Genomic DNA, 18,976 nt, shown 5'->3' with positions numbered 1-18,976 from the left:
GATGGCCACAGCCAACCCGGAACGGTGAAGATGAAGCACGCCGGCATCTACGCACCGGGCATGGCAACACCGAATCAACCCTTCCGCGAACTTTGCGACATCGCCAGCTACGGCCAAACGCCACTTGGTTGGGAGGAAACCTGCTTTGGGGTGACGAAGCTTTTCTTTGAAACCGCCTCGCGACCTTCTCGGTCCCCCCGGAGGCCAACGATCATCACGATCGTTTGACAATTTGGTTTATTTAACCGACCCTCGTTGGGTCGTCGCCTAAACCGAAAACGGTGGGCCCGATTTACATACGCAAAACGGGGAGGTTTCATGCGTATCCAGAGGTCGTCACGCATCTGCCGGATCCTGCTCGCGTCCAGTGCGATGCTCGTCTTCGGCAATTCGCTCGCGGTCGCACAGTCACAGGGCAAGCGCCCCGTTGATGAGGCGAACCCGCTGGTCGGCACCGCACCGCTGGATCGCAAGGAACTGATCGGCAACGCCCCGCCGCCGGGCGAGCCGCTCTACTCCGGCATCACCTCTCCCGGCGCGCGGCTACCGCACAGCGCCGTTGAGGCAGCGCCGGTGAACGTCAACATCGCGCACACCTATCAGACGGGGGTCGCCACCCCCTATTACTACCCCAATCCCACGATGATCGGGTTCACGGGCGGCGGCGGCGCGACCTATGGTGGCAGCGCGCAGCCGATCCTGATGCCGATCGTCGGCGACTGGACGGTGCCGCCGGTCTACACCCAATCCTATTACGACAAGGCCAGGGAGGTCGCGTCTCCGGGCTATTATTCGGTCTATCTCGACAGCTTCCGGACCCGCGCCGAACTGACGGCGACCCAGCGCACCAGCCTGATGCGCTTCACCTTCCCGGATACAGACCGCGCGCACATCATCCTGAATCTTCCCGGCCGCGGGGGCGAGGTCGAGATCGTCGGCGACCGGACGGTCCGCGGCATCTCTGCCAAGAGCGGTGACAACGACACCCGCGACGGCCGCTATTTCGTCGCGGAGTTCTCGCAGCCCTTCTCGCGCTTTGGCACCTTCCGGAAATCGACGAACGACAACCGCGGCTACGGCATCGGCGACAAGGATGTCCGGCCGGATACCCGCAAGATCGACGGTGGCTTTGCCGGAACCTACCTCGACTTCACGACCAGGGCGAAGGAGCCGGTGCTCGTCCGGATGGCGCACGGCCCCAGCTATGCCGACGCCGAACGGCGCCTGCGCGCGGAAAGCCCCGGCTGGGACTTCGACGGCATCCGCAACCAGGCACGCACCGCCTGGGCGCAGCTCCTCGATCGAGCGGAGGTGACCGGCGGGACTCCCAAGCAGCGGATGCTGTTCTACTCAACGCTCTTCCAGTCGTTCGCGAGCCCTCGCCTCGTCGCTCGGAAGGGCGAGAACTTCACCGACAACAAGGGCCGGATCCAGGTCGCCGGCTATGATCGCTATGGGCCGGTGCCCTTCTGGGACACGGGTCGCAACCAGATCGTCCTGCTCCAGCTGATGGAGCCCCATGTGGTGCAGGACATCATGCAGTCGGAACTGGACATGGCCCGCGAGCGCGGGTTCATGAACACCTCCTTCCATGCCGACAATGCGGTGTTCCTGTACCTGGGCGCGGCCCGGCGCGGCATTCCGTTCGACTATGCCGCGGCCTATGAATTCCTCCGCCGCAACGCCCTCGATCCCAAGGGGCCGCGCGATTACCTCGCGGAGTATCAGAAGAACGGCTGGGTTTCGGACATCGTGCCGGAGGGGAACCCCTCCCCGCCGTACGCCGGCGGCAAGGCCGGTACTGCCAAAACGCTGGAATATGCGTGGGACGACCACGCCATGGCAGAACTCGCGCAGATGCTGGGCCGCACCGACGACGCGCGGCTGTTCCGCCAGCGCGCGGCCAATTATCGCAACGTCTTCGATCGCTCGACCGGCTTCATGCGCGGCCGCACGGCGGACGGAAAGTGGATCTCGCCGTTCGACCCGCAGGAGCCCTATTACAATTTCATGATGAAGGAAGCGTCGGGCTGGTCGACCCTCTGGCTGGTGCCGCACGACGTCCAGGGCCTTGCAAACCTGCTGGGCGGGCGTGACGCATTTAACGCGAAGCTCGATGCATTCTTCAGCACGCCCTACACACCCAAGGGCATCTGCCGCGACTGCACGGGCATGGTCGGTCAATATGTCCACGGCAACCAGCCCGACCAGCACGCGCCGTTCCTCTATGCCTGGAGCGGCCAGCCCTGGAAGACGCAGGCGCTCACCCGCCAGATCCTCGACACGCTCTATGGCAGCGACGCGTCCGGCTACGGCTACCCCGGCATGGATGATCAGGGTGCGACCTCATCCTGGTACGCGATGGTGGCGATGGGCTTCTATCCCGTCGATCCGTCCAGCGACATCTATCTGCTGACCAGCCCCATCTTCGACACGGTGAAGCTGCAGATGGGCAACGGCAAGGCGCTCGAGATCGTCGCCCGCAACAACTCAACGACCAACCGCTACATCCAGTCGGCCACACTCGACGGCCGCCCCTGGACGAAACCCTGGTTCCGTCACGCAGATGTAAAGGAAGGCGCTAAACTGGTGCTGACGATGGGCCCCAGGCCGAACGTCCGCTGGGGTAGCGCACCGGCCGATGCGCCGCCGTCGATGACCCCGGCTTCCTAGACCCGAATTCCGCTGGTCCCCCCTCCCTTGCCCGGCGGAACTTAAACCCCGGAAGATGCACCCGCATCTTCCGGGGTCTCTTTTTGTCAGGCGCTCTGCCGCCCGAACGAGGGCGGTCGGTCGGCCTTCGCCGTGCCGAAGCGCGACGGCTTTGATCCCATTACGAACTCCAGGGTGCCGCCCTTCTCCAGATCGGCGTGCGAGATCCAGTTGCGGTTCCAGCGCTTGCTGTTCCAGCGGACCGACTGGACATAGGGCCGGTCCGGCGCGTTGCCCGTCGCCAGCACGCGCAGGGTCCGTCCGTTGCCGACCGACAGCTCCGCCTCGTCGAACAGGGGCGATCCGAACACATAGAGCGCGCTCACCGGGTCGACCGGATAGAAGCCCATCGCGCTGAAGATGAACCAGGCGCTCATCTGTCCGCAGTCGTCGTTGCCGATGACCCCGTCCGGATCGTCCTTGTACATCTCCGTCAGCAGCCGGCGCACCATCGCCTGCGTCTTCCAGGGCGCACCTGCAAACGCATAGAGATAGGCGGCATGGTGCGTCGGCTCGTTGCCATGGGCATATTGCCCGACCAGCCCGGAGATGTCCGGCGGCGCATTGTCCGGCAGCGTGGACGGCGCATTGAAGAAGCTGTCGAGCTTCTTCTCGAACGCCGCATCGCCGCCGAAATGCTCGATCAGTCCATAGACGTCATGCTGGTTCAGGAAGGTCGCCTGCCAGCCGTTCGCCTCGGTATAGTCGCGCCACCACGGCTTGGGCATGTGCCCGATCTGGACGGGATCATAGGGCTCCCACCACTTGCCGTCGGAGAACTTCGGGCGGGCAAAGCCGATCGAGGGGTCGAGCACGTTCCGATAGTTGCGGCTCCGAGCGCGCAGCGTCTTGGCGTCGTCGACCGCCCCCGCCGCCTCGGCAAGCACGGCCATCGCCCAGTCGTCGTACGCATATTCCTGCGTCCGGCTGACCGATTCCCACACCTTGTCGGCCGGGATGTAGCCGAAGTCGTAGTAATGCTCTCGGCCAAGCGACGCGTCGCTGTCCTTGAAGCTCGGATCGAACGCCCGTCGCCGGATGTTCGGCCAGGCCGCGGCATAGTCCGCCTCGATCCCCTTCACCTTGGCTTCGGCCATCACCGACACGGAGTGCCAGCCGATCATGCAGCCGGTCTCCACCCCCTGCAGCGGCCACACCGGCGGCCCATAGGGGCTTTGCGCCGTCTGGCGGATCAGGTCGCGGGTGAACATCTCGGCCCGCTCCGGCTGCACCAGCGTCAGCAGCGGATGAAGCGCGCGATAGGTATCCCAAAGCGAATAGGTGCTGAACGCCGGCGCATCCGCTGTTGTCTGGTGCACCTGCCGGTCGAGACCGACATAACGGCCGTCGCGATCGGTAAAGAGCGTCGGCGCGAGGAACGCGTGATAGAGCGCACTCGCCAGGATCGTGCGCTGCGCCTCCGTGCCGCCCTTCACGCGCACGCGCTGCAGTTCGTTGGCCCAGGACTGCCGCGCCTTGGCGCAGATGCCGTCGAAGTCCCAGCCAGGAACCTCGGCCGCCAGCGCCGCCCGCGCACCCTCCTGCGCCACCGCCGAAAGGCCGGTCTTGATCAGGATCGGATCGCCGCCGGCATCGTCGAAGAACAACGCGACCTTGAGCTTGCCGCCGGTGACGCCGCTCGCACCCTTGGGCGCAGGCTTGTCGTCGTCACCGAAGAACTCGATGCGATCGGGCTTGCGCGACAGCTGCATCGCAAAGTGGATGTGGCGGCCCTTGGCCCAGCGGTTCACCTGCCGGGTGCCGGTCAGCACATTGTCCGCCCCCCAGGCGAGCGACGCATTCTCCAGCAACACGCCCTTGTCCCAGACGTCCAGGATCATGTGCGTGAAGTCGATGAGGATGTGGCCCGGCCCGGCGGGGAAACGATGGCGGCTGATGCCGCAGCGCTCCGTCACCGTGAGCTCGCTCAGCACCCCGGACTCCAGCCGGACCCGGTAATAGCCCGGCTCCGCATATTCGTCGGAAAAGCGCTGGCGATAGCCGAGGTCCGCCTCCCCCAGCTTGCCCGCGTTGAGCTTGAGCGGGCCGCGCGTCGGCACCACCAGCACGTCGAGCATGTCGCCGATGCCGGTGCCCGACAGGTGCGTGTGGCTGAAGCCCATGATCGAGCCATCGGTCCGGTGATAGCCCGAACACGCGTCCCACCGGGAGTTATCGGTGTCCGGGCTCAGCTGCGCCATGCCGAACGGCAGCGACGCGCCCGGGAAGGTATGCCCGTGCCCGCCGGTGCCGACGAACACATCGGCTTTGCCCGCCGCCGGCGCCTGGGCCCAGCCGGGAGCAGGCAGCGCCCCGCCGATGGCGGCGAGGCCGGTGCCGGCAAGCATCTGCCGGCGGCTGGTAACGATCATGATGCGGTCCTTGATATCAATAGCGTGCTGCGAGCAGCGCCGGCTTGCGGCGCTCCAGATCCAGGATCAGGTCCCCGAACAACCCGTTGACCCAGGCGAACCAGGTGCGGGTGAACTTCGTCGGATCGTCCTTGTGGAAGCTCTCGTGCATGAAGCCGGTGCCGCCGTGCGTGGTCTTCAACCACTGCAGGCACTGGCGGATCTCCGCGTCATCGTCGCTGTTGAAGGCGTGAGTGATGATCGACATCGGCCAGATCATGTCCATCCCGATGTGCGGCCCACCGATGCCCTTTGCCGCCGTACCTTCAAAGAAATACGGGTTGCGCGGGCTCCAGGCGAGCTTTGCCGTGCGCCGGAACAACGGATCGTTGCGATCGGCCGCGCCCAGCAGCGGCAATGCCGACAGGCTCGGGACGTTCGCATCGTCCATGAAGATCGCGTCGCCAAAGCCGTTGACCTCGAACGCCCAGACTTCACCGCCTTCGCCGTCCGACATCTTGCCGTGCCGGTCGAGCGCCTGGCGCACGCTCGACGCGAGCGCGAGGCATTCGTCGGCAGCGGCGGTATCCCCGCGCGCTTCCTTAAGCACCGTCGCCAGCATCGTCAGCGCCGATACCGCGAACAGGTTTGACGGGATCAGGAACGGAAAGACGCAGGCGTCATCGGACGGGCGGAAGCCGGAGTGGATCAGGCCGACCTTCCGCGTCGGCGCACCATAGCCGTCGAACATCAGCGTCTCGGTCGGCGACGGGTGGTTCCGCTGGAAACGATAGGGCCCGGGGCCTTCCAGCCGCTGCTGCTCCTTCAGGGTCGCGACCGCCTTCATCATGCCGCGCGCCCAGAAGTCGTCGAACGGCGTCTTGTCGCGGGTGACCGCCCAATAGGACTGGGCAAAGCGCATCGGATAGCAAAGGGAGTCGATCTCCCACTTCCGCTCCGCAACGCCGGGCTTCATCTCGGTGATGTCGTCGCGCGCGCCCAGGTTCGAGGACGCCGTCGTGTCGCGCATGAACGCATTGGCATAGGGATCGACCAGGATGCAGCGCGCCTGACGCTGGATGGCGCCTGCGAACATCCGGCGCAGCCCGGCATCCTTGTTCGCCAGGTGCACATAGGTCTGCAGCTGCGCCGAGCTGTCGCGCAGCCACATCGCGTCGATGTCGCCGGTGATGACGAAGGTGTCGGGCTTCCCGTCCACCACCCCGGTCTGGACCGTGGTGTCGAGCGTGTTGGGGTAGCAGTTCTCGAACAGCCAGGCGATTTCCGGGTCCGCGATCTTCGCCTTCACCCGGCGGATTTCCGCCTCCACGGCAGTGCTCACGAAGCGGCGCTGCGCGCGGGGCGGCCGCTTGCTCACGAACTTCGTGCCCTGTGCGCCTGCCGGAACGGCAGCAGCGAGTGCCATTGCTCCGGCGCCTATCATCACGTCGCGTCGGCCCAAGATCATCTGAAAATCCTCTCTCATTTTATTATTTCGGCGCGCTCATGGAGAAGGGGGCAGCCGCCTTGCTGCTCGCCCATGCCTTGTTCGGCTTGGACCCCATTACGAAGTGCAGGGTACCGCCCTGCTGCAACGCCTCACGCGACAGCCAAGACTTGTCGTACTTCTTGCCGTTGAAGGTGGCGGACTGGATGTAGACGTTTTCCGGGCTGTTGTTCACCGCGTCGATCGTCAGCACCTTGCCGTTCGGCATCGTCAGGCGGACGGTGCGGAACAGCGGGCTGCCGATGGCATATTCGCCCACCGCCGGAGTGACGGGATAGAAGCCAAGCGCCGAGAAGACATACCAGGCCGAGGTCTGGCCATTGTCCTCGTCACCGGGATAGCCATCGGGTGCCGAGGAATAGAGCTTGGTCAGCACGTTGCGCACGTGGTGCTGCGTCTTCCACGGCGCACCCGCCCAGTTGTACAGATAGGGCATGTGCTGGATCGGCTGATTGCCATGGGCGTACTGGCCCATGTTCACGATCTGCATTTCCCGGATCTCGTGGATCACCTGTCCGTAATAGCTCTCGTCAAAGACCGGCGGGGTGGAAAACACGGAGTCCAGCCGCTCGACGAACTTCTGGTCGCCACCCATCAGGTCGACCAGGCCCTGCACGTCCTGCATCACGGACCAGCTGTAATGCACCGAATTGCCTTCGGTGAAGGCATCGCCCCACTTGTACGGGTTGAACGGCGTGGACCAGCTGCCGTCCTGGTTGCGACCGCGCATCCAGCCGCTCTGCGCGTCGAACAGCTTGCGATAATTCTGCGCCTGCTGGGCGTATTTCTTGGCATCCTCGGTCTTGCCGAGCGCCTGCGCCAGTCGCGACAGTGAGAAGTCGGCGGTCGCATATTCCAGCGAGCGCGCGGCATTCTCCTTGATGCCCACGTCGTACGGCACGTAGCCGAGGCGGTTGTAATATTCGACGCCCTCGCGGCCGACGGCATTGACGACGTTCCCGCGCTTGTCCGTCGGGCGCCCCTCGGAGGTCGTCGCGTTCTTGACCATCGCCTCGTACAGGGTTTCCACGTCGAACCCGCGCACGCCGTTCAGATAGGCGTCGGCAATCAGGTTCGCCGAGTTGGAGCCGATCATCACGTTGCGATGACCCGGGCTCGCCCATTCGGGCAGCCAGCCGGATTCCTTGTAGGTGTTGACCAGCCCCTGCATGATCTCGGCATCGCGCTCCGGGTACATGAGCGCAAACCACGGGAATACGGCGCGCCACGTGTCCCAAAAGCCGTTGTCGGTGTAGAGCACGCCATCGTGCACCTTGCCGTCGTACGGGCTGTAGTGGACAGTCTTCCCCGCCGCGTCGGTCTCGTGGAACATGCGCGGGAACTGCAGCATCCGCCACAGCGCCGAATAGAAGGTCCGGCGATTGTCGATGTTCGGATCGCTCACCTGGACGCGGCGCAGTTCCTTCTCCCAGATCTGCTTGGCCTTCGCCTCCGTCTGGTCATAGCTGTCGCGGCCGATCTCGCGCTCCAGGTTGCGCACCGCCTGTTCCGGGCTGATGAACGAGGACGCGACCTTCACGCCGACCTGCTCGCCCGCGCGCGTCTTGAAGCTCACGACCGCGCCGACATGGTCGCCCTCGCGCGTGCGGTCCGCAGTCACCTGCCCATTGTCGTCCCAGGTGCGCGACACCGTGAAGTCGCGGTCGAATTCGGCCACGAAGTAATTGTGGAAATTGTCCGGCACGCCGCCGTGGTTGTTGCGGACATAGCCCGTGATCCGGCGCTTCACCGGATCGATCTGCACCATCGACCCGCCATTGTACGCGTCCAGGATGATGTGCGCGTCATCCGCCTTGGGGAAGGTAAAGCGGAACTGCGCCGCCCGCTCGGTCGGCGTCACCTCTGCGGTGACGTCATAATCAGCCAGATAGACCTTGTAGCGATAGGGGCGGCTGTCCTCCGCCTTGTGGCTGAACCACGAGGCGCGCTCCTCCTCCTTGATCTTCAGCGGCCCCGTCTCCGCGAACAGCGCGAAGGCGGCATAGTCGTTCATCCAGGGACTCGGCTGGTGCGTCTGCTTGATGCCGTTAATCTTGTGCGCGGAATAGGTGTAGCCCCAGCCGCTGCCCATCTTGCCCGTCACCGGCGTCCAGAAGTTCATGCCCCAAGGGACAGCAACCGCCGGGTAGGTGTTGCCATAGGACAGCTCATAGCTGGAATCGCTGCCCATCAGCGGGTTGACCAGGTCGACCAGCGCCTCGGTCGCCGGCGCACGATCCTGCGCGACCGCCACCATCGTGCCGGGCATTGCCCCCGGCACCAGCGCGGTCGTCACAAGCAGCGCCGCGGTAGCGCCTCTCAGCGCCGTTGCGATGGTGGTGGTCATGGTCTCTCCCCTGGATGTCATGTCGCCAGCGCCTCGGCGCCGGCCCTCGGTTCTTGATGTCAGTTCTTGGACGCGGCGGCGGGCGCGGTCAGCGGCCGGGGCTTCACGCCCTCGTTGGTCATCACGACCGGGCGGATGCTGCCGTCGGCCTCGAAGAACATCCGGTCGATCGCAACCTGCCGATGCTCGCCCTTGTCGTTGCCGAGCGGGCGGCGGTGATAGACGATGTACCACTCGTCCGCGCCCGGCACGTTGATCACCGAATGATGCCCCGCCCCGCGCGCGATGCGGAAATCCTGGGCCAGGATCTTGCCCATCGGCTTGAACGGTCCGGTCGCCGTCGGCCCGGTGGCATAGGCGACGCTATAGTCCGGCCCCGTCCAGCCGCCCTCCGACCACATCAGGTAGTAGGTGCCGTTGCGCTTGATCATGAACGACCCCTCGACATAGCCGGGGGGCGTGATCTCCTTGTAGACCGTACCGTCGTCAAAAGGCACCAGCGACTTCATGTCGGGGCTGAGCTTCACGACGTTGCAGTGCTTCCAACCGCCGTAGAACAGATAGACCTGCCCATCGTCGTCGCGAAAGACAAAGGGGTCGATCGGCTGCGCGCCGTTGTGAAAGGCGCCGATCAGCGGCTTGCCGAGCGCGTCCTTGAACGGCCCTTCCGGCTTGTCGCTGACGGCCAGCCCGATCCCGCCGACTTCGGCGTCGCTCTGAATGTCGTTCGCGCTGAAGAACATATAATAGCGCCCGTTCGCCTCGATGACGGACGGCGCCCAGATCGCATATCCGGCCCAGGCCGCGTTCGCGACATCAAAGACGTGGCTGTGCTTGGTCCAGTTGACCAGGTCGGGCGATGAAAAGGCGTTGAAGAACGTCTGCTGCGTATAGGACGGTCGAACCGTCTTGGTCTTGCGCAACTTCTGCTGATGCGGGGTGAAGCTGGGCGAGACGTCCGGCTTGCCCCAGTCATCGGAATAGGTCGGGTAGATCCAATAGCGATCTCCGAACACCCGTGCCTCGGGATCGGCGTACCAGCCCGGAACGATCGGGTTCTCGGCGACCGCAACGCTGCTCACGGCAAGGGCAACGCCCGCCAGCAACAACCGTACACCCAAAGGTCTCAAACCCGTCCTCCTTCGCACCCGGATGCCAGGCGCTCTTGTGCCGAGGCAGGGTGCTTCAGCCCCGCCTTCTTGCGATGAAATCAAAGGGTGGCCCGGGCTGGGGCCACCCTGACAGGCAGTCTACTGCCTTAGAAGTTGTACGAAATGCCGACATAACCGCGGCGACCGAAGTAGTTGCGGTAGGTGAACCGGTCCTTGGTGTCGTTGCCCAGGTGACGGCTCTCTTCCGACTTCGTCAGGTTGATGATCGACGCGGTGAGCATCAGGCCCTCGCGCAGTTCATAGGACGCGTTCAGGTCCACCTGCTCGTACGGCGACGTGTAGACGTTGAGGCCGGACGAAAGCCCGCCGACAACTTCACCACGCCGGTTGTACGACGCGCGCAGCAGCAGCTTGTCGTTCTCGTAGAACACCGATGCGTTCAGCTGCGTTTTCGAGCTGTCGACCAGCGCCGAGGAACCGACCTTCTGCCCGTCCAGCGAAACGTCCGCAACCGAGGTGTCGTTGTAGGTGAAATTCACCTGCGCACCCAGGCCGAACGACAGCGTGTGCTGCGCATAGACTTCGATGCCCTGCGAACGCGCGTTCGAACCGTTTGCGACGGTCGAGTACGGCCGGATCAGCTCCTGCCCACCATTCACCTCGCGGGTGACGTCGAGCACCAGCGGCACGATGAAGTCGGACACGTCCTTGCGGAACAGGGTCGCGCCGAGGACCGAGCCGCGATGGAAGTACCATTCCACGCCCAGGTCGTACTGCCAGGCCGAGAAGGGCTTCAGATCGGCGTTGCCGCCGCTGCCCGACCAGCCTTCGAACTCGCCGAACTGGCCACGGTCGAACGCATATTCCGGCGAACGATAGGTCAGCGAGCGTGCGCCGCCGAGGTCTGCGATCGACGGACGTGCGATCACCTTCGCCACCGCACCGCGGAACAGCAGGTTCGGCGTCGCCTCATAGGCGAGGTTCAGGCTGGGCAGCCAGTCAGTGTAGCTCTTCGATTCCGCCAGAGTGGTGGTCACGAACACGCGGCGCTGCTCAAGCGGGATGACCTGGCAGTTGCCATCCGCACCGACCGGACGGTTCGGGTCGAAAGGTCCGCCCGGGCCGTTTACGCAATATTCGTTCAGGAACTCGAGGCGATCCGACGTCAGGCCGGACTGCTTCGTGTTCGCCATGCGAAGGCCGATGTTACCGCGGAAACCGCCGCTCGCGAAGTTCGCCTGGACATAGCCTGCCCACACGCGCTCCTTGATGTTGTACACATTCTCCGGCTCCGGAACGCGCACGGCCGGGCCATAGGTCGAGTTGATGTAGTCGAGGTACTGCTCGAAGTTGATCCCCGGGAACGACGTCGCGTTAAAGCCGCCTGAAATGTTGCCAAGCGGCTTGTCGTAGAAGAACTCGGGGCGAGCGACCGCGCCGTCTGCCGTGTCCTGGTAGCGCAGCTTGGTGGCGGCATCGGCATACCACTCGTTGCGGCCGCGCTCGCGACGAACGTTCAGTTCGCGCCACTTCCCGCCGAACTGGATCGACTGGAGGAAGCCGTCGAAGCGACGGGTGAGATCAAGCTGCGCATAGCGCTGCCCGATCGAGCTGTTGTCGAAGCCCGAGCCGGTCGAGCCCACATCGATCTGGGCAATGCCCTTGCGAACATTGTCCTGCAGTTCCGGCGAAAACTCCATGTTGAGCTTGCCGCCGGTGAAGTCCCAGCCGCTCAGGAAGTTGCCGTTCTGCTCCTGGCCGGGGATGGTCAGGCGCGGCTTGGCTGCGACGCCGAACTGCATCGACGGGCCGCCGGTTGCCTTGGTCTTGCCGAGCTTGAGCACCGCATCGAAACGGTCCTGCTTATAAGCGACCTCGGTTTCGAACGTGTTCGAAACCTGCTTCTCGCGGCTGTACGAGCCCGCGATCTGCGGCGTTTCCATGGTGCACGGAACCGTGTTGGCCAGGCATCCGGTCCCGCTGGTGGGAACCTGGAACTGGGCCGACTGCATGATCGTGCCGCTGGGGTCGAAGGACGCGCCGGTGAAGAAGTTGCCGTAGCCCCACTCCGGGATCTTCAGCACGTTGCTGACATAGTCGCTGCTATATTCGAACCGGAAGTAGCTAGAGGTCACGGTGACGTTGTCGAACGGCCGCATCTGGGCAGTCGCCTGCACGCCGATCCGCTCGCGATCCTGGTCGAACACTTGCGCATTGACGGACTGCGGCGCCCAATAGCCCGAATAGCGCTGACCGCCCTGGGTGGTCTGGCCGGTCCCGGGCCAATAGGAGATCGCGTCGTCATTCTGGAACGGCTTGCCGTTGACGTCGGTTGCCGGCGTCAGCACGTCGCCGTTCGCGTCGCGATCGCTCCACCAGCGCCAGGTCTCGGTCGAGCCGCGCAGCTCGCGGTTGCTGCGCTTCTGATAGACGCCACCGACGAGGAAGCCGAGCGTCTCGGACTCGTTCTTCCACGAAACCTGCGCCGCCACCTGCGGCTCGAACTTCTCGGCCGTGTCGGAATAGGTGCCCTCGGCGGACACGAAGCCCGACCCCGACGGCACGTCGAACGGACGACGCGTGTTCAGGATGATCGTACCGCCGACGCCGCCTTCCTCAAGACGCGCTTCCGGCGACTTGTAGACTTCGGTGCTGGCGATGAAGGTCGACGGCAGCATCACATAGTTGAACGAACGCTGCGGCTGGCCGCTGTCGGCACCGGCCAGGAAGTTGCCGTTCAGCAGCGTCTGGGTCAGGCCGGGCTGCAGACCGCGGATGCTGACGCGGCTACCTTCACCGCCGTCGCGGGTGATGACGACGCCGGGCACGCGCTGAAGCGCATCGGCGACGTTCTTGTCCGGGAACTTGCCGATGTCCTCGGCGGTGATGACGTCGACGAGTGCGTTCGCCTCGCGCTTGCGGCTCAGCGCTTCCTCGATCGAGCGGCGATATCCGGTGACGAGGATTTCGCCCTCTGCCGCGACATCGTCCTGCCCTGCGGTGGCGTCGGGAACCCCGACCTGGTTCTGTACCTGCGGCTGGGTCTCACTGCCGCTCTGCGGCATCGCCGATCCGGCGTCGGCCGGCTGCTGGCTCTGGGCGTGGGCAACCCCGCTCATTCCCACGATCACGCTCGCCGAAACGAGCAGGTGCCGCAACAACCCCGCACGCGAAGCGGCATTCGACTGACAAAGCTGACGAGCGTTCATGTCCATCCCCATATGGCTCAAGGGCCCGCGGCCCTTCCCCCGTGATATTATGCTCTTGCGAGGTGGCGTCGGGCGCGGGAGCCAATCCCGCTGCCGCCAACCACACCGTGGGGGCCACTAACAGGATACAAAAAGCAAATTGTCAATTGATGGGGCAGCGATTTGGCGGCGGGTTTAGAACCGCTAATCGGATGTTAGCGGTACCCTCTAAATTTGATCGAAGCCTGTTGCGAGAACGTCACGGAATGGAGGTCTGGAAAGGGCACTCACGGGAGAGCTCCATATCGCCGGGAGTGGACACGGCAGTATCCGGAACGAGCCAGACATTTGAGGAAGGCCGTTGCAAGCCGAGCTCAACAGAGGCGGATTCGCCCACGCCAGCGCGATGGTGGGATCTTCTCCGCGGTCACGAAATTCGAAGCGCACAACGCGCAACGGAACGCGCCGACTGCGAGAATAAGATGGTCAAAATGTATGTATGGCTGGGGCGGCAGGATTCGAACCTGCGAATGCCGGTACCAAATGCCGCATTCAAGCTCGCCATTCTGCCCACCGTCTGCGGAACGATGAAAAATCCGGCCTCGGGAAATCAGATACTTACGACCGCTTTGCGGAACGCGGTGCGGGCGTTGCACGGTGACCGCCAACCTATTCGCGAGCATCGCCAACGGCGTCCTCAGTCGCACCCCCGGGGCTCGTAAGGAAGGTGCAGCCGCCGACCCTGTCCGCCGCCAAAGCTACCACGAAGCCTCGCCAAAGGCGCAGCCCTGGCGCATTCACCGGCACGGCAGCGGAAGTCGCAACCACTGGTCCGCCATCAAGGGCGCGGCACTCGGAGCGTTCGATCGGCTATATAGATCGCACTGTATCGCCCTGAGCAAAGCGCGCTCTGACCGCCGCGCTGGCGTTCGCGACGATGTGCCGGTGCCCAGTGATCGGCTGCACGGGGATGACCGGGCAGTCCTTTGGTACATGCTCGATCGCTACAACCACATGACGGGCCAGCTATATCCGACCTATGCGACGATCGCGTCCGAGACCGGCAAGAGCCTTGGGTTCGTCAAGGCATCGCTGCACCGACTGCGTCGATTCGGCTTCATCTGCTGGGTTCGACGCACCAAGACGAAGGAAGGCGCGGAGGGCCAGGCAGGCCCGCAGCTGGAGCAGACCTCCAACGCCTACTTCTTTGCCTGGGCGGAGCAGCTGGTCACCGAGGCCAAGTCCACCTTCCAAAACCTGCTGACGATCGCGGTGCGCAAGTTGCGCAGCGCGCCTAAGCCCGCTCGGCCGACCGCCCCCAGTGACCCCAAGTGCGCCGCCCTCCTTGAACGGATGGGCCGCGCAATCGATCGTCGCGACGCCGCTATGTCTAGCGCGAGTTCATAGTGTGCTGACTACCCGTGGGTAGAATAAGATCTGAAGAGGAATCGCTACGCGATACGCTGGTTTGATTGTCCCCTACCCTTCGAACGACGATGTCACTCGCAACCGAGCGCTTAGCTGCGACTGTCGGTCGTGGCGGCTTGCGCCGCCCCGGGGCTCGGCGACGGGGACGAGCGGGAGCCGTGGCGACAAATCCGCGCCGTCACTCTCGCGGCTACGTTGGCTGCGTCGATCTGCGTCGCGATCGAGGCGCGAGGTGGCACCCTGTGCAGGGCGCTTTCTCGATGGAGCGCCCAAGGCGCTTTGATTGCGTCGCAAGCGCCGCAAAAAGAGCGCGGGCGAGGAGGAGGTCTCTGCGCGTAAATTGGGTCAGCGCGCCGGGCCGGGGCTTCCAGGTAAGGCCGCCTCCAGCACTGACACGCCCTATGCGAGCGAGTTCGCGAACTGCGCAACCAAGATGGCCCATTTTCGATCGACTGCTTCTGTGTCTATAGCTGCAGGATGAGCACTGTGCCCGAACCCGCCAGCCGCGGGCCCGCCCAGCCCGCGGCCGAGATCTCGACGTCCGTGGAGGCGGAAAAGATCGGGCACGCCACGACGACAATACCCGTCGAAATTAGCACTCGATTCCTAGAGCACTTCAGTGAGCAGCTCTATTCATCTCCTCAGAAGTCTTTCGAGGAGCTAATCTCGAACAGCTGGGACGCGGGTGCAAATTTCGTAGACATTCGCATCCCGGATGATCTCGCTTCAGCCGAGGCGACAATGGCCGTCCTCGACAACGGCGCCTCAATGGACGAACAGGGGCTTCGCGACCTGTGGCACATCGCCTTCTCGCCAAAGCGGGACAACCCGAACCAGCATGGCCGAGCGGTAGTTGGCAAGTTCGGCATCGGTAAGCTGGCCACCTACGTCCTCGCAAGCCGCCTTACCTATATCTGCAAAGCGGCCGACGGAAAGATCCGGCGGGTGACTATGGACTATGGCCAAGTCGACAAGACAGCGATGGCCGACAAGTTAGTAAGCGACCTGACACTTGACCTGTACGAGGTAGGCGAAGGCGAACTCGAGGCGGCGATCGGCTCCATCGCCGAAGGAGACGAACTTCTTAAGATCATCCACGAAGGGGTACAGACAGCCAGCGCGCACCACTCCGACGAGGACTTTGGAGCGCCCGCATCTGGCTTGGAACGGATGACCAGTGACACTTGGACCCTGGTGATCCTTTCGGGCCTCAAGCCTACCGGCCGCGAGCTCAAGGTCGGGGTTCTTCGCCGGATGCTGGAGGCGGCGCTCCCGCTAAGCGGTGAGATGGTAATACGGATCAACGGAGATCCTCTACGACCCACCAAGCTGGGTGCTTCCGTAGCGCGTGAATGGACAATAGGGCCGGATTTAAAGCTAAACGAGATCGACCTTGTCAGAGGCGACCTAGAAGACGAGAGTTTAAGCAGCGAGAAGATCAAAATCACGGCTGGGAGCTCTCCCTACCCTTATGTAGAACTTCCATTCATCGGCAAGGTGACTGGGAAAATCCGACTTTACGACGAGAAAATCAGCGGCGGCAAAGCCGAAGAAAGAGGCTCATCAAACGGGTTTTACGTCAACGTTCTCGGCCGGGTCGTGAACCAATCGGATCCTAGCTTCGGTGCCGAAAACCTCAGCCATGCGGCGTGGGCGCGCTTTCGAATGACTGTCCGAGCGGATGGTCTAAACGCTTATCTCAACACGAACCGCGAACAGTTTAGGGACCAAAAGGCGCTGCAAATCTTCCGCGCCTTCCTCCGTCGCGCGTTCAACATGGCTCGCGCGACATACGATAGCGACGCGAACGCCGAGCTTCCCGACGGCGGTGACGTTCTCGTCCGCTCGCTCGGGGTCGTGTCTCTCGCGCCGCTACGCAGCGCCGTGTCAGAGGCATTGCGCACGCAGCCGCCGATCCCAGGGATGTTCGACGAAGCAGGAATACCAGATCGCGAGCAGAAACGGGCGGATTGGCGTAAGAACACGGCCGAACACATCCGGAACGCCCTTGGCAAGGTGCGATACGAAAAGGCGGACGACGACAGCTTTGTTAAGTTCCGGATCAACGACAGCACCATTGTGGTCAACAAGGAGCATCCCTTCGTCGCGGAGCACACCCGGACAAAAGCTGAAAAGGAGCTCGTGCGCACCATTGCCATGGTGAACTTCCTGACGGACATCTATGCGCTAGAAACCGGGATTGAGCCTACCAAGGTCGAGGGCATTCGTACTTACCGGGACCAGCTCATGCGCTTCCGCGCGCTCCAGCGCCGACAATCAGGAACGCACATCGCTAAGCTGCTTCTCGCCACACAGCACAAAAGCGATTCGAGTAAGGAACTCGAAGCCGTTGTTGGGGAGGCGCTTCGCTATATAGGGTTTGCTGTAAAGGAATTGGGAAAGCCGGGTGATCCCGAAGGCGTCGCCAGTGCCTATGCTTTTTCCGCTCCGCAGCAGCCCGCCCCCACGGAAGCAGACCCCGAGCCGCCGCTCTACAAGCTTACGTACGACGCGAAATCGTCGAAACATCCAGCCGCGAAGACTGGCAACATTTCACTCGACGGCGTCCAGGAGCATCGCAAGCGCTACGGCGCCCAGTATGCGCTGGTAGTCGCACCAGGTTTCGAGGAAGGAGCACTCTCCGTCCGCTGTGAACAAGTTGGCGTCACTCCCATGCGCGCCGTCGATCTGGGCAGACTACTAGAATATACTGTGACCTATGGCGCAATCCCCCTTGACGCTCTCGAAGCTGTGTTCAGGCTGCACGATCCAAACGACGTCAGCAAGTGGGTGACCGATCTCGAGAACGGCCTCAAGAGCAAGCGAAAGCTCACGATAGACATCTTCCTGAAGGCGCTGAATGAATTGCGCGGTAAGGTTCCTGACGCCCTTCAAGCCTCTCTGGTCTCATATACATGCCGAACCCAGCTTGGCGTCGCGACAGTTCGCGATGAGGACGTAATTCGTCTCGTGCGGGGTCTACAAATACTCGTACCTGATCTCGTCGGCCTCGACGATAGCGAGCGTATTATTGTCAATGCGAGCGCAGACCGGGTTGCAGCTGCCGTGGCCAAACAGCTCGACAACCTGCACGCTGAAGCCGATGCAGACGATGCAGACGATGCATTGGGAGATACCTTACCATGACTGCCACGATCCATCCCTTTCCCGCACGGATGGCGCCCGAGCTCGCACTGAAAGCACTGAACAAGGTCAAAATGGGCGGCGTTGTCGTCGATCCGATGATGGGTTCCGGTACGGTCATTCGCCAAGCCACCGACCTTGGCTTGAAAGCGATCGGGTTCGACATGGACCCTCTGGCAGTTCTTATGTCCCGCGTATGGACCACGCCGGTAGACGACGAGATTATTGAGCAGGTTTATGCTCGCATTGCCAAAATAGCGTTAGCGGCAGACCCTGCGGAAGTCGTGCTTCCCTGGATCGACGACGACGTCGAGACGCGCGAGTTCGTTGCCTATTGGTTCGGCAAGAAGCAATTGGAAGCGCTTCGCTGCTGGTCCGGTGCCATCGCGTCCATAAGTGAAGAACTTTCCGGATCCGAAACTGCAGCGCTCGACGTCATCCGAATCGCCATGAGCCGGATAATCGTGACCAAGGAGCAGTGCGCCAGCCTCGCTCGGGATACGTCGCACAGCCGCCCTCACCGAGTAGCTCTCGATTCTGACTACTGCGTCCATCAGGGGATCGGCAGATCGCTGAAGATGGTGCGGAACAGGCTTCGACACGCCCCGCCGGCTCCTGGCGCATCGGTGATGCTGGGGGATGCGCGCTCGATGACACTCCCGGACGGTTCGGCCGATTCCGTGCTGACCTCGCCGCCGTACCTCAACGCGATCGACTACTTGCGTGGACATCGAATGTCCCTCGTCTGGCTCGGCCATAAGCTTGGTGCCTTACGAGCTATCCGGTCAGCCAGCATCGGCGCTGAACGCCGTCCTGACGTAGGTGCTGTTATCCAAGCGGAGGTGAAGGGCGCGCTTGGCGACTTAGCGGCGCTGCCGCAGCGCCACCAAGCCATGATCGACCGCTATGTTGCTGACGTCGTGTCGTTCGCCTCGGAAGTGAAGCGTGTGCTGAAACCTGGAGGCGTGGCAACGATGGTCGTAGGTGATTCTACGCTGAAGGGCGTCTTCATCAAGAATTCTTCCGTAGTTTCTAAGGCACTTGAGCTACAAGGTATGATCTTTGTTGGGGAGGTAGTAAGAGACCTCCCAAGCCAGAGCCGTTATCTTCCCACCTCTGCAGGCAGTACGCTAGCTAACAGGATGCGGCAGGAGACAGTGCTAGAATGGGCCGCCTGAACAAGGTGA

General features: G+C 63.1%; 10 protein-coding genes. 5 read left to right on the top strand and 5 right to left on the bottom strand.

Going from position 1 to position 18,976, the window contains the following annotated elements; all coding sequences use genetic code 11:
• Positions 1-24: 24 nt before the first annotated feature.
• Together QP045_RS03375 and QP045_RS03370 are read left to right on the top strand one after the other, a co-directional pair.
• Positions 25-228 carry a hypothetical protein gene (locus QP045_RS03375; RefSeq protein WP_422513554.1) on the top strand — a complete coding sequence of 68 codons (204 nt, stop codon included), beginning with the start codon at positions 25-27 and terminating at the stop codon, positions 226-228.
• 90 nt (positions 229-318) lie between these two features.
• Positions 319-2,673: a GH92 family glycosyl hydrolase gene (locus QP045_RS03370; RefSeq protein ID WP_422513553.1), complete on the top strand. Its 2,355-nt coding sequence runs from the start codon at positions 319-321 to the stop codon at positions 2,671-2,673.
• An 86-nt stretch (positions 2,674-2,759) separates the two neighbouring features.
• On the opposite strand, the gene QP045_RS03365 is transcribed toward QP045_RS03370, so the two are convergent.
• The 5 genes from QP045_RS03365 to QP045_RS03345 all read right to left on the bottom strand — a co-directional run bounded on the left by QP045_RS03365 (position 2,760) and on the right by QP045_RS03345 (position 13,238).
• Entirely contained in the window at positions 2,760-5,084 is a 2,325-nt protein-coding gene (locus tag QP045_RS03365; protein ID WP_422513552.1) for a GH92 family glycosyl hydrolase, read from the bottom strand.
• 16 nt (positions 5,085-5,100) lie between these two features.
• Positions 5,101-6,531 (bottom strand): glycoside hydrolase family 125 protein, encoded by a 1,431-nt coding sequence (locus QP045_RS03360; RefSeq protein WP_422513551.1) that lies wholly within the window; start codon positions 6,529-6,531, stop codon positions 5,101-5,103.
• A gap of 22 nt (positions 6,532-6,553) precedes the next feature.
• Positions 6,554-8,917, bottom strand: a complete 2,364-nt coding sequence (locus tag QP045_RS03355; RefSeq protein ID WP_422513550.1) for a GH92 family glycosyl hydrolase — start codon at positions 8,915-8,917, stop codon at positions 6,554-6,556.
• A gap of 59 nt (positions 8,918-8,976) precedes the next feature.
• A complete protein-coding gene (locus QP045_RS03350; RefSeq protein ID WP_422513549.1) occupies positions 8,977-9,999 on the bottom strand; it encodes a glycoside hydrolase family 43 protein in 1,023 nt (340 codons plus the stop codon).
• Between the two features lie 176 nt (positions 10,000-10,175).
• Positions 10,176-13,238: a TonB-dependent receptor gene (locus tag QP045_RS03345; RefSeq protein WP_422513548.1), complete on the bottom strand. Its 3,063-nt coding sequence runs from the start codon at positions 13,236-13,238 to the stop codon at positions 10,176-10,178.
• A gap of 636 nt (positions 13,239-13,874) precedes the next feature.
• Here QP045_RS03345 and QP045_RS03340 point away from each other — a divergent pair.
• From QP045_RS03340 to QP045_RS03330, 3 genes are all read left to right on the top strand, one after another.
• Entirely contained in the window at positions 13,875-14,624 is a 750-nt protein-coding gene (locus QP045_RS03340; protein WP_422513547.1) for a helix-turn-helix domain-containing protein, read from the top strand.
• A gap of 498 nt (positions 14,625-15,122) precedes the next feature.
• The gene (locus QP045_RS03335; protein WP_422513546.1) at positions 15,123-17,792 is read left to right on the top strand and encodes an ATP-binding protein; all 2,670 of its coding nucleotides are present in this window, start codon (positions 15,123-15,125) and stop codon (positions 17,790-17,792) included.
• Positions 17,789-18,967 (top strand): hypothetical protein, encoded by a 1,179-nt coding sequence (locus QP045_RS03330; protein ID WP_422513545.1) that lies wholly within the window; start codon positions 17,789-17,791, stop codon positions 18,965-18,967. Before QP045_RS03335 ends, QP045_RS03330 begins: the two co-directional genes overlap by 4 nt.
• The last annotated feature ends 9 nt before the right edge of the window (positions 18,968-18,976 follow it).

This window comes from Sphingomonas sp. 3-13AW, assembly GCF_049311085.1.
GTDB lineage: Bacteria > Pseudomonadota > Alphaproteobacteria > Sphingomonadales > Sphingomonadaceae > Sphingomonas.
Note: the sequence above shows the minus strand (reverse complement) of the source record. Positions and strands in the feature narration are given on the sequence as shown.